This window comes from Humibacter ginsengisoli (genome assembly GCF_054780095.1).
In genome coordinates this window covers 223,469-246,576 of record NZ_BAAGWZ010000002.1, presented here as the reverse complement: position 1 = coordinate 246,576, position 23,108 = coordinate 223,469, and the positions used below count along the sequence as shown (strand labels likewise).

At 68.0% G+C, this 23,108-nt stretch carries 19 protein-coding genes; 10 read left to right on the top strand and 9 right to left on the bottom strand.

Translation table 11 applies throughout. The features are described 5' to 3' along the window. Positions 1 to 83: 83 nt before the first annotated feature. Positions 84 to 3,935: a multifunctional oxoglutarate decarboxylase/oxoglutarate dehydrogenase thiamine pyrophosphate-binding subunit/dihydrolipoyllysine-residue succinyltransferase subunit gene (locus ACYVI5_RS03520; RefSeq protein WP_460579217.1), complete on the bottom strand. Its 3,852-nt coding sequence runs from the start codon at positions 3,933 to 3,935 to the stop codon at positions 84 to 86. A 230-nt stretch (positions 3,936 to 4,165) separates the two neighbouring features. Between ACYVI5_RS03520 and guaB1 the strand changes: the two genes are divergently transcribed. Next, positions 4,166 to 5,605: a GuaB1 family IMP dehydrogenase-related protein gene (gene guaB1 / locus ACYVI5_RS03515; protein ID WP_460579008.1), complete on the top strand. Its 1,440-nt coding sequence runs from the start codon at positions 4,166 to 4,168 to the stop codon at positions 5,603 to 5,605. A gap of 117 nt (positions 5,606 to 5,722) precedes the next feature. Here guaB1 and ACYVI5_RS03510 read toward each other — a convergent pair whose 3' ends face one another. After that, a complete protein-coding gene (locus ACYVI5_RS03510; RefSeq protein WP_460579007.1) occupies positions 5,723 to 6,679 on the bottom strand; it encodes a hypothetical protein in 957 nt (318 codons plus the stop codon). Positions 6,680 to 7,077: 398 nt separating this feature from the next. On the opposite strand from ACYVI5_RS03510, the gene ACYVI5_RS03505 reads away from it, so the two are divergent. Next, entirely contained in the window at positions 7,078 to 8,445 is a 1,368-nt protein-coding gene (locus ACYVI5_RS03505; protein WP_460579216.1) for a hemolysin family protein, read from the top strand. Beyond that, on the top strand, positions 8,420 to 9,475 hold the full coding sequence (locus ACYVI5_RS03500) for a hemolysin family protein (RefSeq protein WP_460579006.1): 1,056 nt from the start codon (positions 8,420 to 8,422) through the stop codon (positions 9,473 to 9,475). Before ACYVI5_RS03505 ends, ACYVI5_RS03500 begins: the two co-directional genes overlap by 26 nt. 23 nt (positions 9,476 to 9,498) lie before the next feature. On the opposite strand, the gene ACYVI5_RS03495 is transcribed toward ACYVI5_RS03500, so the two are convergent. After that, positions 9,499 to 10,575, bottom strand: coding sequence for an NADH:flavin oxidoreductase/NADH oxidase (locus ACYVI5_RS03495; protein ID WP_460579005.1), 1,077 nt, complete (start codon positions 10,573 to 10,575; stop codon positions 9,499 to 9,501). Between the two features lie 11 nt (positions 10,576 to 10,586). Further along, positions 10,587 to 11,201: an HAD family hydrolase gene (locus ACYVI5_RS03490; protein WP_460579004.1), complete on the bottom strand. Its 615-nt coding sequence runs from the start codon at positions 11,199 to 11,201 to the stop codon at positions 10,587 to 10,589. A 133-nt stretch (positions 11,202 to 11,334) separates the two neighbouring features. On the opposite strand from ACYVI5_RS03490, the gene ACYVI5_RS03485 reads away from it, so the two are divergent. The 3 genes from ACYVI5_RS03485 to ACYVI5_RS03475 are packed head-to-tail and all read left to right on the top strand — an operon-like array spanning position 11,335 to position 14,029. Next, complete coding sequence (locus ACYVI5_RS03485) at positions 11,335 to 12,240, top strand: ADP-dependent NAD(P)H-hydrate dehydratase (protein ID WP_460579003.1); 906 nt, start codon at positions 11,335 to 11,337, stop codon at positions 12,238 to 12,240. An 11-nt stretch (positions 12,241 to 12,251) separates the two neighbouring features. Then, positions 12,252 to 13,706, top strand: coding sequence for a hypothetical protein (locus tag ACYVI5_RS03480; protein WP_460579002.1), 1,455 nt, complete (start codon positions 12,252 to 12,254; stop codon positions 13,704 to 13,706). 11 nt (positions 13,707 to 13,717) lie between these two features. After that, positions 13,718 to 14,029 carry a thiamine-binding protein gene (locus tag ACYVI5_RS03475; protein ID WP_460531215.1) on the top strand — a complete coding sequence of 104 codons (312 nt, stop codon included), beginning with the start codon at positions 13,718 to 13,720 and terminating at the stop codon, positions 14,027 to 14,029. A 3-nt stretch (positions 14,030 to 14,032) separates the two neighbouring features. Here the strand turns inward: ACYVI5_RS03475 and ACYVI5_RS03470 are convergent, their stop codons facing one another. The 5 genes from ACYVI5_RS03470 to ACYVI5_RS03450 all read right to left on the bottom strand — a co-directional run bounded on the left by ACYVI5_RS03470 (position 14,033) and on the right by ACYVI5_RS03450 (position 19,919). Beyond that, a complete protein-coding gene (locus ACYVI5_RS03470) occupies positions 14,033 to 14,689 on the bottom strand; it encodes a response regulator (RefSeq protein WP_460531218.1) in 657 nt (218 codons plus the stop codon). A gap of 50 nt (positions 14,690 to 14,739) precedes the next feature. Beyond that, positions 14,740 to 15,885, bottom strand: coding sequence for a hypothetical protein (locus tag ACYVI5_RS03465; RefSeq protein WP_460579001.1), 1,146 nt, complete (start codon positions 15,883 to 15,885; stop codon positions 14,740 to 14,742). After that, positions 15,882 to 17,048 (bottom strand): sensor histidine kinase, encoded by a 1,167-nt coding sequence (locus ACYVI5_RS03460; protein WP_460579000.1) that lies wholly within the window; start codon positions 17,046 to 17,048, stop codon positions 15,882 to 15,884. Before ACYVI5_RS03460 ends, ACYVI5_RS03465 begins: the two co-directional genes overlap by 4 nt. A 141-nt stretch (positions 17,049 to 17,189) precedes the next feature. Beyond that, complete coding sequence (metX, locus tag ACYVI5_RS03455; RefSeq protein WP_460578999.1) at positions 17,190 to 18,395, bottom strand: homoserine O-acetyltransferase family protein; 1,206 nt, start codon at positions 18,393 to 18,395, stop codon at positions 17,190 to 17,192. A 195-nt stretch (positions 18,396 to 18,590) separates the two neighbouring features. Continuing rightward, a complete protein-coding gene (locus tag ACYVI5_RS03450; RefSeq protein ID WP_460531229.1) occupies positions 18,591 to 19,919 on the bottom strand; it encodes an O-acetylhomoserine aminocarboxypropyltransferase/cysteine synthase family protein in 1,329 nt (442 codons plus the stop codon). Positions 19,920 to 20,134: 215 nt separating this feature from the next. Here ACYVI5_RS03450 and ACYVI5_RS03445 point away from each other — a divergent pair, with 215 nt between their 5' ends. The 4 genes from ACYVI5_RS03445 to ACYVI5_RS03430 are packed head-to-tail and all read left to right on the top strand — an operon-like array spanning position 20,135 to position 23,042. Continuing rightward, positions 20,135 to 20,935, top strand: a complete 801-nt coding sequence (locus ACYVI5_RS03445) for an SDR family oxidoreductase (RefSeq protein ID WP_460578998.1) — start codon at positions 20,135 to 20,137, stop codon at positions 20,933 to 20,935. Further along, positions 20,932 to 21,684 (top strand): type 1 glutamine amidotransferase family protein, encoded by a 753-nt coding sequence (locus tag ACYVI5_RS03440; protein WP_460578997.1) that lies wholly within the window; start codon positions 20,932 to 20,934, stop codon positions 21,682 to 21,684. The genes ACYVI5_RS03445 and ACYVI5_RS03440 overlap by 4 nt, the downstream gene beginning before the upstream one ends. A gap of 38 nt (positions 21,685 to 21,722) precedes the next feature. Beyond that, positions 21,723 to 22,412, top strand: coding sequence for a uracil-DNA glycosylase (locus tag ACYVI5_RS03435; protein WP_460578996.1), 690 nt, complete (start codon positions 21,723 to 21,725; stop codon positions 22,410 to 22,412). Positions 22,413 to 22,460: 48 nt separating this feature from the next. Then, positions 22,461 to 23,042 (top strand): GNAT family N-acetyltransferase, encoded by a 582-nt coding sequence (locus ACYVI5_RS03430; RefSeq protein ID WP_460531241.1) that lies wholly within the window; start codon positions 22,461 to 22,463, stop codon positions 23,040 to 23,042. Positions 23,043 to 23,108 lie beyond the last annotated feature (66 nt).

The following is a 23,108-nucleotide window of genomic DNA, read 5'->3' as shown; positions in this document are numbered from 1 at the left end:
GGGCCTGCTCGCTCTTCGCGTGAGGGGTTAAAGAAGGGGGACCGCGGCCGTTCGGCGCGGTCCCCCTTTCTGTGGTTGAGCGGTCAGAGCGTGAGGGAGCGCTTGATCAGGTCGGACTGCTCCTGGGCGTGGCGCTTGGCCGAGCCGGTTGCCGGCGATGCGGACGCGGCGCGCGAGAAGACGCCGAACGGCGGCAGCCCCGCCTTCGCTGCCGACAGTGCCATGTAGATCCAGGCGCCCTGGTTCTCCGGCTCGTCCTGCAGCCAGAAGAACTCGGCATTCGGATACGAGGCCAGCGCCGACTTCAGCTCGTCGCCCGGGAACGGGTAGTACTGCTCGACCCGCACCAGCGCGACGCGGTCGTCAGGGTTCTTGTCGAGCTCCGTCTTGACGTCGTAATAGACCTTGCCGGCCATGAGCAGCACACGCTTCACCGCGTTCTTGTCGCCGCCGCGCGGATCGTCGATCACCGGACGGAACGAGCCCGAGGTGAATTCGGACACCTCGCTCGTCGCGCCCCGCAGACGCAGCATCGCCTTCGGGGTGAACACGATGAGCGGTCGGCGCGGGCGTGAATAGGCCTGTCGGCGCAGCAGGTGGAAGTACGACGCCGGCGTCGAGGGGCGCGCGACCGTCATGTTGTCCTCGGCGCACATCTGGAGATAGCGCTCGATGCGCGCCGACGAGTGGTCGGGGCCCTGACCCTCGTAGCCGTGCGGGAGCAGCAGCACCAGGGAGGATCGCTGACCCCACTTCTGCTCGGCCGAGGAGATGAACTCGTCGATCACCGTCTGGGCGCCGTTGGCGAAGTCGCCGAACTGCGCCTCCCAGGCCACCAGGGCATCCGGCCGCTCCACGGAGTAGCCGTACTCGAAGCCCATCGCGGCGTATTCGCTGAGCAGCGAGTCGTAGATCCAGAACTTCGCCTGGTTGTCGCTGAGGTTGGCCAGCGGCAGCCATTCCTGGCCATTCACCCGGTCGTGCAGAACCGCCTGGCGCTGCACGAACGTGCCTCGGCGCGAGTCCTGGCCGACCAGACGCACCGGCGTGCCCTCCAGCAGCAGCGAGCCGAGCGCGAGCAGCTCGCCCATGGCCCAGTCGATGCCGCCGTTCTTCGTCATCTCCACGCGCTTGCCGAGAAGCTGCTTCAGCTTGGCGTGCACGGTGAAACCGGCGGGCGGGTTGTCGAACGCCTGCCCGATGGTCTGGATGACCGCATCCGAGACGCCGGTCGTCGCCAGTTCGCCGCGCGCGGCATCCTGCTGCGAGTCCGGGCGCTCCAGATCGTTGATGGCATCCGGGTCGCCGGAGACGACGGGGATGGAACCGGTCTGCGCTGCGTGGGTCTCGGCGAACGCACGCTCCAGGCGCTCCTGGAAGTCCTTGTGCGCCTGCTCGTACTCCTCCTCGGAGATGTCGCCGCGGCCGACCAGCGCCTCGGTGTACAGGCGGCGCACGGAGCGCTTCGCCTCGATGAGGTTGTACATCAGCGGCTGCGTCATCGACGGGTCGTCGCCCTCGTTGTGCCCGCGGCGGCGGTAGCAGATGAGGTCGATGACGACGTCTTTCTTGAACTCCTGCCGGAACTGGAAGGCCAGCTGGCCCACCCGCACGACGGCCTCGGGGTCGTCGCCGTTCACGTGGAAGATCGGCGCCTGGATCGCCTTCGCGACATCGGTCGCGTACACCGACGAACGGCCCTCGCTCGGCGGGGTGGTGAACCCGACCTGATTGTTGATGTTGATGTGGATGGTGCCGCCCGTGCGGTATGCCCGCAGCTGCGACATCTGCATCGTCTCGATGACGACGCCCTGGCCGGCCATCGCGGCATCGCCGTGGATGAGGATCGGCAGGGTGAGGAACGTGCCGGCCGGGCGGCGATCCTGCTTCGCGCGGGTGATGCCCTCCAGCACGCCATCGACCACCTCGAGGTGGGACGGGTTGGCGGCCAGGTACACCGCGATCTCCTCGCCGTTGGCGCCCGTGAAGGTGCCCTCGGTGCCGAGGTGGTACTTCACGTCGCCGGATCCGCCTACGGTCCGCGGGTCCAGGGCTCCCTCGAACTCGCGGAAGATCTGGCCGTACGTCTTGCCCGCGATGTTGGTGAGCACGTTGAGACGGCCGCGGTGCGCCATGCCGATGGCCACCTCGTCGAGTCCGTCCTGCGCGGCCTCCTGCAACACGGCATCCAGAAGCGCGATGGTCGACTCGCCGCCCTCGAGACTGAATCGCTTCTGCCCGACGTACTTCGTCTGCAGGAACGTCTCGAACGCCTCCGCCTCGTTCAGCTTGCCCAGGATGCGCAGCTGCTCGTCGTGCGTCGGCTTCTCGTAAGGCACCTCGACGTGATCCTGGATCCACTTGCGCTGCGCCGGGTCCTGGATGTGCATGTACTCGATGCCCACTGTGCGGCAGTACGAGTCGCGCAGCACGCCGAGGATGTCGCGCAGCAGCATGGTGCGCTTGTCGCCCCCGAAACGTCCGGTGACGAACTGCCGGTCGAGGTCCCAGAACGTGAGGCCGTGGGTGGCGATGTCGAGGTCGGGGTGGGTGCGCTGCTTGTACTCCAGCGGATCGATGTCGGCCATCAAGTGGCCGCGCACCCGGAACGAGTTGATCAGCTCCTGCACTCGCGCGGTCTTGTCGACCGAACTGGCCAGGTCGACGCTGATGTCCTCGGCCCAGTGAATCGGGTCGTAGGGGATGCGCAGCGCGGCGAAGATGTCCTCGTAGAAGTCGCGCTGGCCGATGAGCAGCTCATGCACGACCTTCAGGAACTCACCGGATCCCGCGCCCTGGATGACTCGGTGGTCGTAAGTGCTGGTCAGCGTGATGGTCTTGCCGACGCCGAGCGTGGTGAGGGTCTTCAGTGACGAGCCCTGGAACTCAGCCGGATACTCGAGAGCGCCAGCGCCGATGATGCAGCCCTGGCCCTTCATCAGGCGCGGCACGGAGTGCACGGTGCCGATGCCGCCCGGATTGGTGAGCGAGATGCTCGCGCCGCTGAAGTCATCGGCCGTCAGCTTGTTGGCCCTGGCGCGCTTCACGAGGTCTTCGTAGGCGGCGAGGTACTCGCCGAACGTCAGCGACTCCGCACGCTTGATCGCCGGAACCAGCAGGGCGCGCGAGCCGTCGGGCTTGGGCAGGTCGATGGCGATGCCGAGACCGATGTGCGCGGGGGAGACCACCGACGGCTTGCCGTCCACGACGTCGTAATAGACGTTCTGGCTCGGGAAGTCCTTGAGCGCCTGGATGAGCGCCCAGCCGATGAGGTGCGTGAAGCTGACCTTGCCGCCGCGCGTGCGTCCGAGGTGGTTGTTGATGACGATGCGGTTGTCGATCATCAGCTTCGCCGGGATGGTGCGAACGCTCGTCGCCGTCGGCACGGTGAGGCTGGCATCCATGTTGGTGGCCAACGTCTTGGCCATGCCGCGAAGCGGCGTGACGACCGGCTTCGGCTCCACAGGAGCCTCTTCGCCCTCGCGCACGACGCCCTGCGGCGCGGTGACCGGCGCGTCGGCGGGCACGGGTGCCGGACGTGGCGCGATCGAGGTGGTGCGGGCGACCGGCTGCGTGGGAGCGGGTGCGGCGGGAGCTTCCGCGGTCGGAGCCTGAGCGGGCACCGCCGTGGGCTCGGCCGGTGCCGCGGCCGGCGGCTGAGGCACTGCCGGAGCCTGCGGGGCTACGGTCTGCTGCGGCGCAGCAGCGGGAGCCTGCGCCGCGGCGGTTTCAGCGATGCCGTCGGATTCCGTTTCGGGAGTGGCCACGGCGCTCTTGCCGGGCGTGTAGGTCTCGAGAATGGGCCACCAGGACTTGTCCACCGAGTTCTTGTCGGCGATGTACTGCTCGTACAGTTCGTCGACGAGCCACTCGTTGGCTCCGAATTCTCCTGACGCTCCCTCGTCTGTTCCTACACCGGTCAACTGGCTCGACACAGCCGTTTCGCCCACTCTCTTCGTTGATGGCAATCTGCAGCGGAACAGCAGTCGCTGAGGGCACATACGACGGCCGTTCCGGCCAGGGATCAAGCCTAATCGAATCGTCTCAGTGCCGCGTCTGCCCGCGCGGCGGGCTTGGAACGACGATCCGGTGGATCCCCAGCAGTGCTGGCAACACGTCGAGCGGGCCAGTGCGGCCCGCTCGGGCACCGCATAACGTTGGCTCCATGCAGTTCTATGGAACGGCGCCGACGCACGACCTGACCTACTCGGACGTGTTCCTGGTGCCCAGCCGCTCGAATGTGACAAGCCGCCTGGATGTCTCACTCGCTCCCGAGGACGGGACAGGCGCGAGCATCCCCATCGTCTCCGCCAACATGAACTCCGTCACCGGGCCGCGCCTTGCAGCAACGCTCGCCAGGCGGGGAGGGCTCGGCGTACTGCCGCAGGACATGCATCCGCAGGATCTCGAAGCGGCCATCGATTGGGTGAAGACGCAGCCGACGGTTTTCGACTCGCCGTTCGCGATGAGCCCGGACGAGACCGTCGAGAAGGCGCTCACCGTCGTGCCACCACTGCCCGGTCGCGGCATTGTTCTGCACGATGACACCGGCAAGTACATCGGATGCCTCGCCGCCCGCGACCTGGCAGCCGCGCTTCCCGACGCACGCCTGGGCGAGTTGCTGCACGGATCGCTTCCCTCGATCGATGCCGAAGACGTTCCGGATGCCCGTGCGGCGTTCGATCTGCTCGAGGCGGCCGACCTGGATTTCGCGCCGGTGCTCGATCACGGTCGTGTGGTCGGCACCCTGAGCCGTACGAGTGCGCTGCGCTCCACCATCTATCAGCCGGCGCTGGATGCACACGGCAGGCTCCGCGTGGCCGCCGCGATCGGCATCAACGGCGACGTCACGGGCCGGGCACGTGCGTTGGTGTCGTCGGGCGTCGACGTGCTGGTGCTCGACACGGCGCACGGCGACCAGGACGGAATGCGGCGGGCCATTCATGCCGTCGCGAAGCTCCACCTCGGTGTTCCGATCGCGGCCGGCAACGTCGTGACCGACCAGGCGGTGCGCGACCTCGTCTCGGCGGGTGCAGACATCCTCAAGGTCGGCGTCGGTCCTGGCGCGATGTGCACGACGCGGATGATGACGGCGGTCGGGCGGCCGCAGTTCTCCGCTGTGCTCGAGACGTCGGAGACGGCACGCGAGCTCGGCGCGCACGTCTGGGCGGACGGCGGCGTGCGGTACCCGCGCGACGTGGCGCTCGCGCTCGCCGCGGGCGGAGCATCCGTCATGATCGGATCCTGGTTCGCGGGCACGGTCGAGGCGCCAGGGCGCCTTCAGACGGATGAGACCGGCAGGCTCTACAAGGAGAGCTGGGGGATGGCGTCGACCAAGGCGGTTCAGCAGCGCTTCGAGCGACTGGACCCGTACGAGCGCGCCCGCAAGGAGCTGTTCGCGGAGGGCATCTCGAGCTCGCGCATCTACCTCGACCCGTTGCGCCCTTCCGTGGAGGACCTGCTCGACATGATCACGACCGGTCTGCGCAGCTCGTTCACCTACGCGGGCGCGCGCACGCTGAAGCAGTTCCACGACCGGGCCCTGGTGGGCATCCAGTCCGCCGCCGGGTACGAGGAGGGCAAGGCGCTGCCGGTCAGCTGGTAGTGCCGGTGCTGTCGGTGCGAGCCTTCGCGCTACACGTATCGGCATCCGCCACAGAATTTTCCTGTGGCGGATGCTGATTTCTGTGGCGGATGCCGATATATGTAGCGCCAAGCATCATCAAGGCCGCGGCTTGAATGAGCGAAGGCCGTCTTGGGTGAGGATGTCGTAGATGTCTCGCGGCCGGTCGGCATCCATCGCCTCCCAACGGGAAAAGCCGCGGACCTCGCGGCGGATCTCGTTCTCCCGGTTCTTCTCGTCGATCACGATCTGAGCGGGATCGCGCTCCGCTCCGAACTCCGGGCTGAGGTACTTGCCGTGGCCGTCGATCTCGCACCAGTGGTCCTGCTCCTCGAAATAGAGGTCGGCGATCGCGAGCCGACCGCTGCGGAGGATGCGCCGATACTGCACGAGCGGTCGGGGAAACCCGAGAGACACGACGACGACGAAGTTCTGTGACTCGCGCACGTTCGACGACTCCGGGTTGGCGAATGCAAGAACCCGCCGCGCCTGAGCGTCTCCGCGCCGCGGTCGATTGACATCCAGGAGCCCGGCGATCTCCTCGAGGGTCGCCAGAGCGCCGCCTGGCCGCCCCGTCCAGATCGCCTGGTCGACGGCCGTCACCGCGACGACGAACGGGAGCGTGCGAGCCAGATCGAGTGCGGTCTGAGCCGGCGTGGTCACCTCGTGGTCCCCCAGCGATTCTCGCTGTACGCCGGCGAGGCCCGTTGCGTGCCGACGAATCGCGCCCGTTGACCGACCGCCGGAAGCGTGATCAACGATGACGTCGACGTAATCCGGCCAAGCGCCGAGCACATCGATGTCGTGGTGTGCGGCGGCGGCCCTATGAGAGATCACCGCACCCGGCTGGATGCGCCGCAGTGCTTCGCTCACGCGTACCCGGTGCTGCTCGATGGGGCTTAGCACACGCCATTCGGCCGTGCGGACGTAGCTGCCGGAAGCCACGCGGAACCATACGCCCGACGCGACCGAGCGCCGACGACGGCGATCGTCCACCGGGTCGAGTTGCTCGCGGCGTCGAACGATCGTCAGAGACGTTGAGTCGGTCGGAGACATGTCCCGCATGGTGTCTGACTCGGCGGCGGTTTCGCCTCGAGCGACGTAGCACTGTGGAAGCGGAGCGATCTCGCTGACCTGGGGACGGACAGGACGACAGGGCCGGCTTGCGTCACAGAAGCCGGCATCCGCTACACCTTCCGGCATCCGCTACACCTTCCGGCATCCGCTACTGAAACTTCGTGTAGCGGATGCCGGAAGGTGTAGCGCCTCGAGAAGGGACGGCCGCTCGGGCCGGGAGCGCGCGGGAGCCGGGGCAGCCGGATGCCCGCCGGTATACTTTCGAAGACAATGGACGACCCTCCTTCTGCCAGTTCGCCCACGTTGTCGAGTCACCGGGCGTCGAGTGCCGGTGAGTGGCGCGGCCGGAGGCGGTGACGACCGTGACGGAATGGCTCATGCTCGTCGCCGGCCTGGTGCTCACCGTCGGCACAGGGTTCTTCGTCGCCAGCGAATTCGCGCTGGTGAACCTCGACAGGGCCGATCTGGAGGCGCGGCGGAAGCGCGGCGAGACGCGGCTGGCGATGACGATCGCCGCTCTCAAGATCACCTCGACGCATCTCTCCAGTGCGCAGCTCGGCATCACGCTCACGACGCTGCTCACCGGCTACCTCATGGAGCCGTCCATCTCATCGCTGCTGACCGTGCCGCTGGAGTCGATCGGGCTTCCGGGTGCCGCGGTGCCGCCGATCGGCACGGTCGTGGGCATCCTGGTCGCCACACTCGTGTCGATGATCCTCGGCGAGCTCGTACCGAAGGGTTTCGCGCTCGCCCTGCCACGTGCGACGGCGAAGGTCGTCATCCCCTTCCAGACCGTGTTCACCACGGTGTTCCGTCCGGCCGTGTTCGTGCTCAACGCCAGCGCCAACGGGGTGCTGCGTTCGTTCGGGGTCGAGCCGAAGGAAGAGCTCTCCGGCGCACGCAGTGCCGAAGAGCTGGCATCCCTCGTGCGACGCTCCGCGAGCGCGGGGCTGCTGGAATCGGACACTGCCACTCTGCTCGGCCGCACGCTGCGGTTCTCCGAGCACACGGCATCCGACGTCATGACTCCGCGGCCTCGCGTCGCGAGCGTACATCGGTCCGATCCCGCCACCGAGGTTCTCGCACTCGCGCGACGCACCGGGTTCTCGCGGTTCCCTGTGATCGATGACGACATCGACGACATCGTCGGCATCGTGCACGTGAAGCAGGCGGTCGCGGTGCCCATCCAGCGCAGGCCGCTCGTGCCGGCATCCGCTCTGCAGACGGACGCGGTGCGCGTGCCGGAGACGATGACCCTCGACACCCTGCTCGGCGAGTTGCGCGGCAAGGGTTATCAGATGGCCGTCGTGGTCGACGAGTACGGCGGAACGGCCGGCGTCGCCACATTGGAGGACCTCGTCGAAGAGCTTGTCGGCGATGTGGCGGACGAGCACGACCGTGCTCGAGCGGACATCGTGCGCGGCGCCGGATCGATCACGATCTCCGGGATGCTCCGACCCGACGAACTGGAGGATCGCACCGGCATCGAGATTCCGGAGGAGGGGCCGTACGAGACGGTCGCCGGGTATGTGATGAACGAGCTCGACCGGCTGCCGGTCGTCGGCGACGAGGTGCACGTCGACGGCGGAACGCTGCGTGTCGAGCGCCTCGACGGCAGACGCGTGGACCGGCTGAGGTTCACTCCCGACCCCGACACCGATCCGGCTCGCTACACCGAGCGCCGGAATGCGGCCAGGTCGACGGAGCACGCCTCCGAGCATGGGCAGGAGGCGGACCGTGCCTGACTGGGTGGGCATCCTGCTGCTCTTCGTGCTCCTGGCGGGCAACGCATTCTTCGTCGGCGCGGAGTTCGCCGTCATGTCGGCGCGCCGCTCGCAGATCGAACCGAAGGCCGAGCACGGCGGCCGTGCCGCTCGCACCGCGCTCTGGGCTATGGAGCACGCGACGCTCATGCTGGCCACGACCCAGCTCGGCATCACCGTCTGCTCGCTGCTGATCCTCAACGTCTCCGAGCCGGCCATCCACCACGTGCTCGAGGCGCCCCTGAAACTCACCGGATTATCGGATGACTGGATCGCCGGCATCGCGTTCGGCATCGCGCTCGTGCTGGTCACGTTCCTGCACGTCGTCTTCGGCGAGATGGTGCCCAAGAACCTGTCGTTCTCGCTTCCGGACAGGGCCGCGCTGTTGCTGGCCCCTCCGCTGGTCGGCATCGCTCGCGTGCTCAAACCCATCGTCGCCGCGCTGAACGCCATGGCGAACGGCATCGTGCGCATCTTCGGCGTCAAGCCCGTGAACGAAGCCGTCAGCACGTTCACCCTCGACGAGGTGGCGACCATCGTCGACCAGTCCACCAGGGAAGGCGTGCTCACCGACCGCACCGGCACGCTCAGCAACGCCTTCGAGTTCTCCGCCAAGAAGGTGACGGATGTCGCACTCGACCTGCAGACGCTCGTGTGCCTTCCCGAGACGGCGACTCCGTCGGATGTCGACCGCGCTGTGGCGAAGCACGGCTTCTCCCGCTACGTGATCGTGGACTCCACCGGCGAGCCGATCGGATACGTGCACCTCAAGGACGTGCTCGACCTCGAACGCGACGGGTACAACGAACCGATTCCCGCGTGGCGATTCCGCAGGCTCGTGCCGTTGGAACCCGAATCCGACATCGAAGACGCGCTCGCCGTGATGCGCCGCTCCGGAGGACACGTCGGCCGCACCGTCGGACAGGACGACGAGACGCTCGGCGTCGTGTTCCTCGAAGACATCATCGAGGAGCTCGTGGGGGAAGTGCAGGACGCTACGCGGCGGTCGTGACGACGTGGATGCGCCGCCGGGCGTCAGCGCCAGCGGGCCCTGAGATACGGGCCGGGCCAGTAGTCGAGGTCGACACCGAGTTCGTGGGCAGCGCGCAACGGGAAGTGCGGATCTCGCAGCAACTCGCGGGCGAGGGAGACGGCATCCGCCTGCCCGGAGGAGACGACCGCGGATGCCTGCCGTGGCTCCGTGATGATCCCGACCGCCGACACAGGCAGACCGGTGAGCTCCTTGATGCGGGCCGCGAACGGCACCTGGTAGCCGGGGCCGACCGGGATCTCCGCGGGTACGTTGCCGCCGGAGGAGATGTCGAAGAGGTCGGCGCCGGCATCCGCACACCAGCGGGCGACGGTGGCGCAAGCATCCACATCCCAGCCGGTTGGCGCCCAGTCGCTGGCCGAGAACCGCACGAAAAGCGGCAGGTCGCCGATCGCCTCCCGAACGGATGCCACCACCCGCAGAAGCGGCCGGGCCCGGTTCTCGAGGCTGCCGCCGTACGCATCCGTGCGGAAGTTGCTCACGGGCGAGAGGAACTCGTGCAGCAGGTAGCCGTGCGCCGCGTGCACCTCGACCATGCCGAAGCCTGCATTCACCGCTCGCCGGGCCGCCGCGGCGAATGCGCCGACGATGCGGTCGATGCCTTCGGAGTCGAGGGCGCCCGGAACGGCCAGGCCCTCGTACGGAACCTCCGACGGTGCGACCGTCGGCCACCCGCCCTCTCGCGGCGGGATCGTGCCGTGGCGGCCGTCCTCGCCCCACGGAGCCCAGGTCGAGCCCTTGCGACCGGCATGCGCCAGCTGGATACCCGGCACGGCGCCCTGGGATGCGATGAACTCGGCGATGGGCCGCCAGGCGTGCGCCTGTTCGTCGTTCCAGATGCCGGTGTCGCGGTCGGAGATGCGTCCCTCAGGGCTCACCGCTGTCGCCTCGGCGATCACCAGCGAGCTTCCGCCCGCCGCTATCGAGCCGAGGTGCACCAGGTGCCACGGTGCAGGCACCCCGTCGCGGCGCATCACGGAGTACTGGCACATGGGCGCGGTGAAGATGCGGTTGCGCAGCCGCGTTCCGCGCACCTCGATCGGGTCGAACAGGCCGGGCAACGCCAGCCGCCCTACGCGAGCGACTCGAGGAACGCGCGCAGACCGCTCGCGCTCGTGAAGACGTGACCGGTGATGCCGAGCGTCTCGGCGCCCAGGACGTTCTCGGGCTTGTTGTCGATGAACACGGCGTCAGCGGCGGCGACGCCCAGTTCGTCGAGTACATGCTGGAAGATCGCGGCATCCGGCTTCACCAGCAGCAGCTCGCCGGAGACGAACACGCGCTCGAACAGCGATCCGATGAGTCCCTGCCGGAAATAGCTGCCGAAATCGGCGCCGGCGTTCGACAGCAGGGCGAGTCGCGTGCCGCCGTCGCGCAGGTCGACGAGCACGTCGATCGTTCCGGTGTCGACACTGAGCCAGCCGCGGAAGTCTGTCACCCACAGCAGGTGCAAGGTGCTCTCCGACCAGCGGGCGCCGGTATCGGCCTCGACCCGACGCCAATAGTCGTGGATGCTCAGCGTGCCCTGGTCGAGCTCGGCGCGATGCTTCCAGTACGACGCCCAGAAAGCGTCCCGGTCGACGTCGGCGATCTCGATGAGTGCCTCGCGGTCCGCCTCGGTCGGCGTGAGGGAGATGACCTCGCCGTAGTCGAAGATGACCACTCGGCCTGGAAGCGAAAGGGACACTCGGCTCTCCTCGGCTGTGATCGGCGCTACGCGCCTCAACCCCGGCGTCGGCCTCGGCAATGCGAGCGAGCTCGCATTGCACTCGGCTCTCCTTGGGGTGCATGTCGGACGTCTGCCAACCTATCGTGAAGGCATGAGCGACGACGGGGAATCGGTGTCGGGGGCGCGCTGGTCGCTGAAGGACTGCAAGCAGTGGATCTCGGTGCCCGGCGTGGGGGACGACAAGTACAGCAGGGGAGTGCTCGGCGTCGTGACGGGGTCGGACGAATACCCGGGCGCGGCGGTACTGGGCGTAGAGGCGGCATCCCGCACCGGGGTCGGAATGGTCCGCTACGTCGGCGACGACGTTCCGGCGCGTCTCGTGCTGCAGCACCGCCCTGAGACGGTGACCGCCCCTGGCCGGGTGCAGGCATGGCTCCTCGGCTCCGGAATGGATGCCGCGCACCGCGACCGCGCCAACACCCACCGGCTGCACTCCGCGCTCGAGCAGGACGTTCCCGCCGTCGTGGACGCCGGCGCACTCGACCTCATCGGCTCGGCGGCAGGCCCCGTCGTGATCACCCCCCATTACCGAGAGCTCGCGAGGGTGCTCGAGGCTCACGGCCTGACAGCATCCGCAGACGAGATCGCAACGGATGCCCGTGCCTGGGCCGTTCGCGCCGCCGAAGCCACGGGTGCCACCGTGCTGCTGAAGGGACACGTCACTCACGTGGCCGCTCCGGGAGGCGACCCGATCGATGTCTCGACGGGACCGGATGCCGGATGGCTGGCCACGGCGGGGAGCGGCGACGTGCTGGGCGGCATCCTGGGCGCGCTCGTGGCGACACACGCTGACGCCGTCGCCCGGGACGGACACGATGCACTCGCGGCGCTGGCAGCGACGGCGGCCGCCCTGCATGGAGCGGCGGCGAAGGCCGTGGTCGGCGCGCACAACGGTGGCCCGCTGATGGCGCTCGACCTCGCCGAGGCCATGCCGTCGGTCGTCGGTCGTGCGCTGCGCGGCGAGGACCCGCGGGGCCGGCACACCTCCGATCGATAGCATGAGTCACTATGGCGACCGACACCGCGACCGATGCCGCAGGCCATTCCTTCGACGAGCCGTCCGGTGACGAGCGGGGCCTCGAGCCCAGAAATGGCCCCCTGAGTCGCGGGCGGGCGCTGCTGCGGATCAGGGGCAACATGTATGCGCTCTGGGGTGCGTTCCTGCTCGTCCACGTGGTCCTGTGGCTGCTCGCCTTGTTCGGCGACGGCATGCCGCTCGGCGACGTCACCATCGTGTACCTGCCGTGGGCGCAGCTCGCCCAGCACGGCTACGCATTCATGGGTGTGACCGCGCCGTGGGTGTATCCGCTTCTGGCCATGGTGCCGGTGCTCATCCCGCTGATCGCCGGCGCGGGCGACTACGTGGTCGCGTGGCTCGCGATGGTGACCGTCTTCGATGTGATCGCCTTCGCCGTCCTGACGGCACGCGGGCGCCGTCGTGCTCTGAACGCTGCCTGGTGGTGGCTCGCGTTCCTGCTCCTGCTCGGGCCGATCGCCGTCGGCCGGCTGGATGCCGTGTCGGTGGCGATCGCGATCGTCGCAGTGGTGTGGCTCGCAGCCAGGCCGCGTGTCGCGTCCGTGCTGCTCGCGGTGGCGACGTGGATCAAGGTGTGGCCTGCCGGGATCGTGCTGGCCGCCGTGGTCGCGATGCGGCGGCGCTGGCTCGTGGCCGGCTACGTGCTCATCACGAGCGCGGTGATCTCGATCGTGGCTGTCGCCTTCGGCGGGGCATCCGACCTGTTCGGCTTCGTGACGCAGCAGACCGGTCGCGGTCTTCAGATCGAGGCGCCGGTCAGTGCCCCGTGGCTCTGGGCCGCTGCGCTGCACGCGCCCGGCATCATCGTCTACTACGACCAGCAGCTTCTGACGTTCCAGCTCACCGGAAGCCGCTGGATCACCGCGACGAGCGCGGCCATGACGCCCGCTCTCGCGATCGCCGTGATCATCATCGCCCTGATCGGTGTTCGCGCCGTGGTGCGCAAGGCGCCGTCGGCCCTCGTGCTGCCTCAGCTGTCGCTGGCGATCGTCACGGCACTCATCGCGTTCAACAAGGTGGGCTCGCCGCAGTACGTGGACTGGCTGGCGGTGCCGGTCATCCTGGGCATCCTGACGGCCGGCCGTCGTTTCCTCACGCCTGCGGTGCTCGTCGCAGTGACGGCGGCGCTCACCCAGCTTTTCTATCCGTATCTGTACATGCAGGTGCTCTACCTCAACGCCTGGATGATCGCGGCCGTCACAGCGCGCAACATCATGCTGTTCGTGGTGCTCGGCTGGGCGGTCGTCGCGTTGTGGCGCACCGGGAGCGCGCGCAGGAGGGATGCCGACCCGCAGCGCGCGCACGCTGCCGCTGAAGAGGCGGCCAGGACGGGCTCCTGGCCGCTCGCCGACGGCGTGAATGCGCCGCCGCCCGATGCCTCAACCGCTCCGCCGGTCGAGGAGCTCTTCCCCGATCAGGCCAAGTGAAAGGAACCATCATGCTCGTCGCATTCTCCGTCGCACCCAGCGGAACCGGTACGGAAGGCGACTCGGTGCACGACGCCGTCGCTGCCGCCGTCCGCGTCGTGCGCGAGTCCGGACTCCCGAACCGCACCGACTCCATGTTCACCACGATCGAGGGTGACTGGGACGAGGTGTTCGATGTGGTCAGACGCGCGACCGATGCCGTCGGCGCGTTCGGCTCGCGCGTCTCGCTGGTGCTGAAGGCGGACATCCGTCCCGGTCACACCGGCGAGCTGACCGGCAAGGTGGAGCGGCTGGAGGCCGCCCTGAAGGCCCAGGACCGCTGACGGTCAGTCGTTCTGCAACAGGATCCCGTCGAGGATCGCGCGCTTGCGCAGCGCCACCTTGGTGCCCACGTCGAAGCCGGCGACCCGGTACTTCTCGCGAATGCGCTTGAGGTAGCTCTTCGCCGTCTCGTCGGAGATGCCGAGCTTGAACGCGACCGACTTGACAGGCTCGCCCGCACCGTACAGCGCCATCACGCGACGCTCCTGCGCGCTCAGCTTCGGGGATCCGGTGGTGGTCTGGCTGAGGGCCACATCGAGCTCCTCGGAGATGAACGAATCTCCGCGCATCGCCGTGCGGATCGCCTCGACGATCATGTCGGCCGTCTCGCTCTTCACGATGTAGCCCTGAGCGCCGGCGGCGAGCGCCTCCCGCACCACATTCGGGTCGGAGTACGCGCTCATCAGCATGGTGCGCACCCCTGCGGCCTTGAGGGCCTGCAGCTTGATCGACACCGGGATGTTGTCTTTGAGGTCCAGGTCGAGCAGCACGACATCGACCGGGAACCGCTCGTGCGTGAGCAGTTCGGGCCACGTGGCGACGGCGGCGACCATCTCGATGTCGTCAGCGGCGCTCCTGATCCATTCGGTGAGCGCAGCCAGGAGCATCCGGTGATCGTCGACGATGGCGATCGTGATCGGACCTTCTTCGGTTTGGTTCACCTGTACTACCTTCTTCCGGCTCGGCGGGCGCTCCCACCCATGAACTTCACTCATCGATCGGCCGAAGCGTCGACAAGGCAGTCCATCTCAATGCGCACCATAGCCGATTGCCCGGTCTCGGTGTATCGCCCCACTCTCCGAATAGCTTGCCACGCCGCGGGGTCGATCAGGCGTCGCGGGATGCCCGTGGCCTCGATCCGGATCTGAAGGCCGTGCACGTGCGGGCCGGCATCCGATCCTCTGGTGATGTGTATGAGCAGCGACTTCGCCTTCGTCGTACTTCCGACGAGAAGCCAGATGGCTGAGAACAGCCCGTCCCGCTGCCGCGAGGAGAGCGATGCCGCAAGGCCGTCCGGGTCGTCGATCCGGGTCACGGGGTCGAGCACGGCCGACTCGGTCACGGCATGGTGCAGCCACGTCTGCCTGCGATCCTCGACGAGGTGCAGCCGCAGCTGGGTCGCCAGAGAGGATGCCCGTGCTGCTGTCGCCTCATCGAGCGGGAGTGCCTCACGCCCGGCAGCTACGTCGTCGAGCAGGCGTTCGGCCGCGAAGTCGAGCCGCTCGAGTTCTTCGGACGCGAGCATCCCGACCGCGTAGTCGCTGCTCGTGGTGCTCTGGGTCTGGGCGATCTCGGAGTGGAACTGGACGATCGACCGGAAGGAGCGCACAAGGGCCACGCCGATGAGCGGCGGCGCGCAGGCGATCGTTACGAACGCCAGGCGAGGTGCGATGTCGAGCGGGTCGCGCACCTGGAGTGCGAGAACGACGAGCAGCGTGAGCGCGAAGACGCCTGTGGCGAGCAGGATGTCGCGCGGGGGCCGTGTGGTGACGGCGGCGGCGAGCAGTCCGCCCACTCCGATGCCGGTCACCGGGAGCACGCTCGTGGTGCCGGGATCGAACGAGCCGGCAAGGTCGAGACCCACGATGATGGCGCAGGCGATCATCAGCGCGGCGAACCGGCTCTGTTCGACCTGCGCCTCGCTTGCCGCGGGCATGACCCACATCAGCACGGCGACCAGTACCAGCAGCGCGACGGCCGCGATACCGAGTCCCATCACCGGGTAGAGAGATCCCCAGCTCAGGAACCGAAGAACCGACGCGCTCACCAGCACGTCGGCGACGACCAGCGTTCCCGCCCGAAGGCGACTCACCCCGGTATAGACGTGGGTTGCACGGGCATCGAGTCTGCTGCTCATGCCTTGGGCACCTCCAGCACCACGGTGGTGCCGGAACCGGGGGCGCTGAACAGGCGCGCGTTGCCCCCGACGTCGCGCACGCGAGCGACGATCGACTCGGTGAATCCGAGTCGTGCGGGTGAGACCGTGCCCATGTCGAAGCCCACCCCCGAGTCTGTGACCATGGCACGCACGGTGATGTCGTCGTCGGTGATCGTCACGTGCGCCTGCGTCTCGCCGGAGTGCCTTCGCACGTTCTCGAGGCATTCGGAGAGCGCGAGCAGGAAAGCATCCAGGGTCTCAGCAGGCAGCAGCACGTGGCCTGTGCCGTGCCAGGCGACGTCGAGCCCCATGCGCTCGAAGCGCTGTTTGACGGTTTCCAGCGTGTTTCCGAGCGTGGACTCCTGAACCTGCTGCAATCGGTAGTCGCCGGATGCGGCGGGGTCGGGCGTGTAACCGAGGCGCAGTTGACGCAGCAGTGCGGCATCCTCCGCGGCCTGTGCGCGCAGCGCCTGCTCGCCCACACCGCGTCCCGAGTGTGCGAGCAGAGTCAGCGTGGCCAGAACCGTGTCGTGCAGCAAGCGGGCGCTCTGCCGCCGCCTGGCTTCCAGTTCCGTCGCCTGGCGTTCCACGCGGTACGCGTCGCTCATGCCCTCGATCCGCTCCACGGTCTGCGGCACCAAGCGGGTGACCCACACCGAGATGCCCGTGCAGAACGCCCAGCTGCCTATGGTGATCAGCAGGGCTGCGACGAGCTGCCCATGCACAGACAACAGGGTCGGCACGGTGACCGCTATGACGATCACGAATCCGATGCCGAGGATGACGCGGCGGTGCGGTTCTGCGCCGAGGAGGAACGCGGTGCTCCCCGACGCGGCGGCGAGCATCGAGACGACGGCCGTCGCGGCAAGGGCGTCCGCCTGGGAGTTGAGGCCGACGACGCCGATACCGATCGTCGATGCGGCGAGCGTGACCACGACCGGTATGGGCGATGTGCGCCGTTGCATCGCGAACGCAGCCGCGAGGATGAGCAGGCAGAGAACGACGACGCAGATCTCGTCTTCGAAGCCGCCCAATGCGCCCGGCACGAGAGCGCAAATAAGCGCGACGGATGCGGTGAGGGCACTCGCCGTGCTCGACGCGACCCCGAGCATCCGGTCGCGTTCTTCGACGGTACGCGTCATCGATCCTCCGGTCGGGGCGTGCCCGAGATGCGCCACACCCGGCAGCGCCCGTTACGCGACCGGGCCTGCTACAGACAGATTAGGACAACGCAAGACTCGTCGAGCCGCGCACTGGCCGTGCAGGCGCGAGCGTGGGAGCGTTCAGGACTCGAGCAGGCGTCGCAAGGGCGGCCCGATGAGATCGTCTTCGATGAGGAACGCGTCATGCCCGAACGGTGAATGGATCACGATGGGGTGCGCGCCGTGGATGCTGTTCCGCAGGCCGGCAGCGATGATGCGCTGACCGTCGACGGTGTACAGACGGTCGCTGTCGATGCCGAGCACCAGCGAGCGGGCCGTGACCCGGGCGAGCGCGGCATCGACCCCGCCCCTGCCCCGCCCGATGTCGTGCGAGGTCATCGCGTTTACCACCGTGATATAGCTGTTCGCGTCGAAGCGGCGGGTGAACTTGTTGCCGTGGAAGTCGAGGTACGACTCGACGGCGAAGCGTCCTCCCGCGCCGAGCGGGCTGATGCCGCTCTGCCAGCTGCGCTGAAACCGTTCGTTGAGCTCGTTCGCGCTGCGGTAGTTCAGCAGCGCCATGCGCCGTGCCAGCGCCAAGCCCGCATGCGGGCCGTCCCCGTCGTCGGCGTCGTAGTACCTTCCGGCACGGAACAGCGGATCGGTCCGGATCGCCTCGATCTGCACCGAGTTGAGCGCGATCTGATCCGCGGTGGAGAACGGGGGAGCGGCGATCACCGCAACCCGTTCCATGCGCTCGGGAAACGCCACGGCCCATTCCAGGGACTGCATGCCGCCCATCGAGCCGCCGATCACGGCTGCCCACCGGTCGATGCCGAGCTCGTCGGCGAGCGCCGCCTGCGCGTTCACCTGGTCCCGGATGGTCGTGAACGGAAAACGGGGACCCCACTCGAGTCCGTCGGGGGCGAGGGATGCCGGCCCCGTCGAGCCCTGGCATCCACCGATCATGTTCGGCGCCACGACGAACCACTCATCGGTGTCGACCGCGAGCCCCGGCCCGACGATGCCGTTCCACCAGCCGGAGGTCGGATGCCCCGGCCCTGCCTCACCCAGCACGTGGCTGTCTCCGGTGAGCGCGTGCAGCACGAGCACGGCGTTGCTACGGTCCGCGTTGAGCGTGCCCCACGTCTCGTATGCCACGACACCGCCCGAGATGCTGCGTCCGCTTTCGAACGACACCGTTCCGATACGGGCGAAGCGGCGTTCGCCGACGGGGTCGCCCTCACGCCAGGCACCGGTCGCGCGGGGCTTGCCGAGCAGCGATCGCGCCTGCGCGTCGGTGATGAAGCTCGACGGCACGGTGTCTTCGGAGGTCTGCCAGTCCATGGTGGGTCAATTCTCGCCTGTGCCGAGGCCTCGGCCGCACCGTGTTACGACACGGTCTCCGCCGTTCAGGTCGCTCAGATGGCCCTTATCGGCGCTTCTTAAGGGCCATCTGAGCGACTTGAACGGAAGGGGAGTGGCGCCGTAACGAGCGAAGGGACCCGACGGTCGCCGGGTCCCTTCGAGTCGATGGCGCGATCAGGCCGTGACGGTGTCCGCCTGTGTGACGGCGCGGGCCGCGGCGAGACCGGCCTCGAGGTCGGCCTTGAGGTCGTCGATGTTCTCCAGGCCGACGGAGAGGCGAACCAGGCCCGGCGTGACGCCCGCACTGAGCTGCTCCTCCGGAGACAGCTGCGAGTGCGTGGTCGAGGCCGGGTGGATGACGAGCGAGCGCACGTCGCCGATGTTGGCCAGGTGGCTGAAGAGGCTGAGGTTGTCGACCAGCGCGCGGCCGGCATCCACTCCGCCCTTCAGCTCGAACGACAGCACGGCTCCGACGCCCTTCGGCGCGTACTTGTTCGCCGCCGCATACCAGGGGCTGGTGGGCAGGCCGGCGTAGTTCACCGACGCCACGTCGGGGTGGCTCTCCAGGAACTCCGCGATCTCCTGCGTGTTCTGCACGTGGCGCTCGACGCGCAGCGACAGCGTCTCGATGCCCTGGATGAGCAGCCAGGCACTGTTCGGCGCGATCGCTGCACCGAGGTCGCGCAGCAGCTGCACACGGGCCTTGATGATGTAGGCGAGACCGTCGCCGACCGCCTGCGTGTAGCTGACGCCGTGGTACGACTCGTCCGGCTCGGTGAGGCCAGGGAACTTGTCGACGTGCTTCGACCACTCGAAGTGCCCGCCGTCGACGAGCACGCCGCCGATCGTCGTGCCGTGGCCGCCGAGGAACTTCGTCGCCGAGTGGATGACGATGTCGGCACCGTGTTCGAACGGGCGAAGCAGGTACGGCGTCGCGATGGTGTTGTCGACGATGAGCGGCACATCGTTCTCGTGCGCGATGCCGGCCACAGTCTCGATGTCGAGGATGTTCACCTTCGGGTTGCCGACCGTCTCGGCGAAGAACAGCTTCGTGTTCGGCCGGACGGCGCGCCGCCACTCCTCGGGGTCGTCCTGGTTCTCCACGAACGTCGTCTCGATGCCGAGCTTGCCGAGCGTGTACTTGAAGAGGTTGTACGTGCCGCCGTAGATCGAGCTGGACGAGACGATGTGGTCACCGGCCTGGGCGATGTTCAGCACGGCGAAGGTGGAGGCCGACTGGCCGGATGAGAGCAGCAGCGCTCCGGTTCCGCCTTCGAGTGCGGCGACGCGCTCTTCCACGACGGCCTGGGTCGGGTTCTGGATGCGCGTGTAGATGTTGCCGAACTCGGCCAGCGCGAACAGGTTCTTCGCGTGGTCGGAGTTGTTGAACACGTACGACGTGGTCTGGTAGATCGGCGTCGCCCTGGCGTTGGTCACCGGGTCGGGCGCGGCACCGGCATGGATCTGCTTGGTCTCGAACTGCCACTGCGCGGAGTCGGTCATGTTTCTCATTCCGATCGGTACTCGGGTGTGCCATCGGCACGACGTGAGGGTTTGTGTTGGTTCGGCACGCCTGACGCGCCGTTGATCTGTACAGGCTAGGCGCCAGGCATCCGCGGCCCAAGGCAAGTGCAACACGACGTAACCGCGCGCTGGAGCGACAGCCGACTCGGCCGTCGGTTGCAGACGTCGGTGTTCCGGCGGCCAGAATGGTGGGCATGGCATCCAGACGGGCAGTGGTGACGGGAGCGAGCACGGGAATCGGCGAGGCGACGGTTCGCCTGCTGCGAGCGCACGGATGGGAGGTGGTCGCCGTCGCGCGCCGCGCAGAGCGTCTCGAGGCTCTCGCCGAGGAGACCGGAGCCGAGGCGTTCGCCGCCGACATCACGGTGCAGGCTGACGTCGATGCGCTGCGCGATCACGTGGCATCCGTCGGCGGTGTGCACGCGCTCGTCAACAACGCGGGCGGCGCCCGGGGGCTCGACTCGATCGAGACGTCATCTGTGGATGACTGGGCGTGGATGTACAACGTGAACGTGCTGGGCACCAAGCGCGTGATCTCCGCCCTCCTCCCGTTGCTGCGCGAGGCAGCGGATGCCGACGGGCACGCAGACATCCTCAACGTCACGTCGATCGCTGGGCACAACGTCTACGTCGGCGGAGGCGGCTACAACGCCGCGAAGTTCGCCGAGCACGCACTCACCGAGGTGCTGCGGCTGGAGCTGAACGGGGAGCCGCTGCGCGTCATCGAGGTCGCGCCCGGAATGGTGCAGACCGAGGAGTTCTCGCTGTCGCGGTTCGGCGGCGACAAGGAGCGCGCGGATGCGGTCTACGCGAACGTGCCTGAGCCGCTCACTGCCGACGACGTGGCCCACACGATCGTCGACGCGCTCGAGCGGCCGCCGCACGTCGACCTCGACCTGATCGTCGTCAAACCCGTGGCGCAGGCCGCGTCGTACCGTTTCCACCGCGGTCCCTTGCGTGTGGCGGGCAAGGACGACGAGAAGGGACGCCAATGAGCGTGTTCCTGGTCGGCGGCGGCTTCCGAGACGGATCGGAAGAAGCGGTCTACGGGGGCTTCGTGTCGGAAGCGCTCGCGAGAGCCGCATCGGCCCACCGTACGGCGCAGGCATCCGACGGCGACGCACGCCCGGCCCGCATCGTGGTCCTCACGGTGCGCGAGGATGCTCACCCGGGTCACGGCAACACGCTGGCATCCGTCGTGCAGAGCGTGGCGGGCGAGCGGCCGGTCGAGCTGACGACCACGGTCGTGGCTGAGGGCGAACTGATGCCGTCGTCCGCCTTGGACGGTGCCGACGGCATCCTGGTCGGCGGCGGCCTCACACCCGCTTACCTCAGCGCGTTCGCTCCGCTGGCGTCGCGCATCCGTCGCCAGGTGGAATCGGGCGTGCCCTACCTCGGGTTCTCGGCCGGCGCGATGATCGCCCCGGATCGCGCGCTGCTCGGCGGATGGCTGATCGGCGGCATCGAGATCGTGGATCAGGATGCCGCCGAAGACCTCGACGAGCTCACGATCGAGGAGGGTCTCGGGCTGATCGACGTCACGGTCGACGTGCACGCCGTGCAGTGGGGCAATCTCTCCCGCGCGATCGCCGCCGTGGACGCCGGAGCGGTCGACGAGGTGATCGCCATCGATGAGGCCACGGTGCTCGCGGTGGGATCGGGGCCGCTGCGCGCCAGCGGTGCCGGGACGGTCTGGGCGGTGACCAAGGACGACCGCGGCGTGCTCGTGCGGAGCATGCGGTGACGGGCACGACGGGCAGCGCTGCGGGGAGCCCCCTGTAGATGGCGAAGACACTCGCCGAGCTGGCCACGGACGGCTCGATGGATCCGGGGTGGGCCGAGGCGCTCCAGCCCGTCGCGGACGATATCGCCGCGATGGGGGACTGGTTGCGCAACGAGGTGGCATCCGGGCGTCAGTATCTACCCGCCGGGGCGAACGTGCTGCGTGCGTTCCGGTATCCGCTCGCCGACGTGCGCGTGCTCATCGTCGGGCAGGACCCGTACCCGACGCCCGGGCATCCGATCGGCCTCTCCTTCGCCGTCGAGCGGCACGTTCGGCCGATACCACGCAGTCTGCAGAACATCTACCGCGAGCTGCGCAGTGACATCGGGCTGCAGACGCCCGACCACGGCGACCTCACCGCGTGGAGCGAGCACGGCATCATGCTGCTCAACCGCGTGCTCACGGTGCGTCCCGGAGCGCCTGCATCGCACCGGGGCGTCGGTTGGGAGCGCGTGACCGAGCACGCGATCCGTGCGCTCGTGGCCCGCGGCACTCCGCTGGTGGCGATCCTCTGGGGGAGGGATGCCGGGGGTCTGCGGCCCCTGCTCGGCACCACCCCGGTGATTACGTCTCCCCACCCCAGCCCGCTCTCGGCCGACCGCGGGTTCTTCGGCTCGAAGCCGTTCAGCCGGGCGAACGAGCTGCTCGTGCGGCAGGGCGGACAGCCGGTGGACTGGGCGCTGGGATGAAGCAGACCTGAAACAGAGGTGCAACAACCGGCGGTTACGCTGGTCGCCGTGCTGGAAGAGGAATACGAGACCCGCCGGGTGCTGCCGCCGCACCTTCGGAGGCCCGAGGCCCCGGAGCCCCCGTTCACGTATGAGCTGCGGGATGCCCGGCCGAGCGACCTTCCGCACGTGCGCGAGATCTACAACTACTACGTCACCAACAGCACGGTCACCTTCGACGAAGACACCATGTCGCTGAAGGAGTGGAAGTCGAAGTACGCCTACCTGACGAAGCTCGGCATGCCGTTCCTCGTCGCCGAGTCGCCGAACGGGCAGATCCTCGGCTACGCGCTCGTCACGCCGTGGAAGCAGAAGAAGGCGTACCGATTCACAGTGGAGAACTCGATCTACCTGGGGCAGGCATCCACCGGCAAGGGGCTCGGCACGGTGCTCATGCAGGCGCTGATCGAGCGGTCGAAGCAGGCCGGTCTCAAGGAGATGATCGCCGTGATCGCCGACCAGGGAGCGGATGCCTCCATCGCCATGCACAAGGCGTTCGGCTTCAAAGAGATCGGCAGCATGGGCCACGTGGGCTACAAGTTCGGCAGATGGCTGGGCACGGTCCTCATGCAGAAGAGCCTCAAGGACTAGCTTGTGCACGCCGTTCCTATGGATTCGCCCCATCGTCGTTATCAATCCGTGACAACCCCCTGACGG

Bases quoted from the DNA above. Each gene is read 5' to 3' on its own strand.
- metX (WP_460578999.1), bottom strand. From the start codon at position 18,395: ATGGACTGGCAGACCTCCGAAGACACCGTGCCGTCGAGCTTCATCACC.
- ACYVI5_RS03475 (WP_460531215.1), top strand. From the start codon at position 13,718: ATGCTCGTCGCATTCTCCGTCGCACCCAGCGGAACCGGTACGGAAGGC.
- ACYVI5_RS03460 (WP_460579000.1), bottom strand. From the start codon at position 17,048: ATGACGCGTACCGTCGAAGAACGCGACCGGATGCTCGGGGTCGCGTCG.
- ACYVI5_RS03450 (WP_460531229.1), bottom strand. From the start codon at position 19,919: ATGACCGACTCCGCGCAGTGGCAGTTCGAGACCAAGCAGATCCATGCC.
- ACYVI5_RS03505 (WP_460579216.1), top strand. From the start codon at position 7,078: ATGCTCGTCGCCGGCCTGGTGCTCACCGTCGGCACAGGGTTCTTCGTC.
- ACYVI5_RS03445 (WP_460578998.1), top strand. From the start codon at position 20,135: ATGGCATCCAGACGGGCAGTGGTGACGGGAGCGAGCACGGGAATCGGC.
- guaB1 (WP_460579008.1), top strand. From the start codon at position 4,166: ATGCAGTTCTATGGAACGGCGCCGACGCACGACCTGACCTACTCGGAC.
- ACYVI5_RS03435 (WP_460578996.1), top strand. From the start codon at position 21,723: ATGGCGAAGACACTCGCCGAGCTGGCCACGGACGGCTCGATGGATCCG.
- ACYVI5_RS03510 (WP_460579007.1), bottom strand. From the start codon at position 6,679: ATGTCTCCGACCGACTCAACGTCTCTGACGATCGTTCGACGCCGCGAG.
- ACYVI5_RS03480 (WP_460579002.1), top strand. From the start codon at position 12,252: ATGGCGACCGACACCGCGACCGATGCCGCAGGCCATTCCTTCGACGAG.
- ACYVI5_RS03440 (WP_460578997.1), top strand. From the start codon at position 20,932: ATGAGCGTGTTCCTGGTCGGCGGCGGCTTCCGAGACGGATCGGAAGAA.
- ACYVI5_RS03465 (WP_460579001.1), bottom strand. From the start codon at position 15,885: ATGAGCAGCAGACTCGATGCCCGTGCAACCCACGTCTATACCGGGGTG.
- ACYVI5_RS03500 (WP_460579006.1), top strand. From the start codon at position 8,420: ATGGGCAGGAGGCGGACCGTGCCTGACTGGGTGGGCATCCTGCTGCTC.
- ACYVI5_RS03485 (WP_460579003.1), top strand. From the start codon at position 11,335: ATGAGCGACGACGGGGAATCGGTGTCGGGGGCGCGCTGGTCGCTGAAG.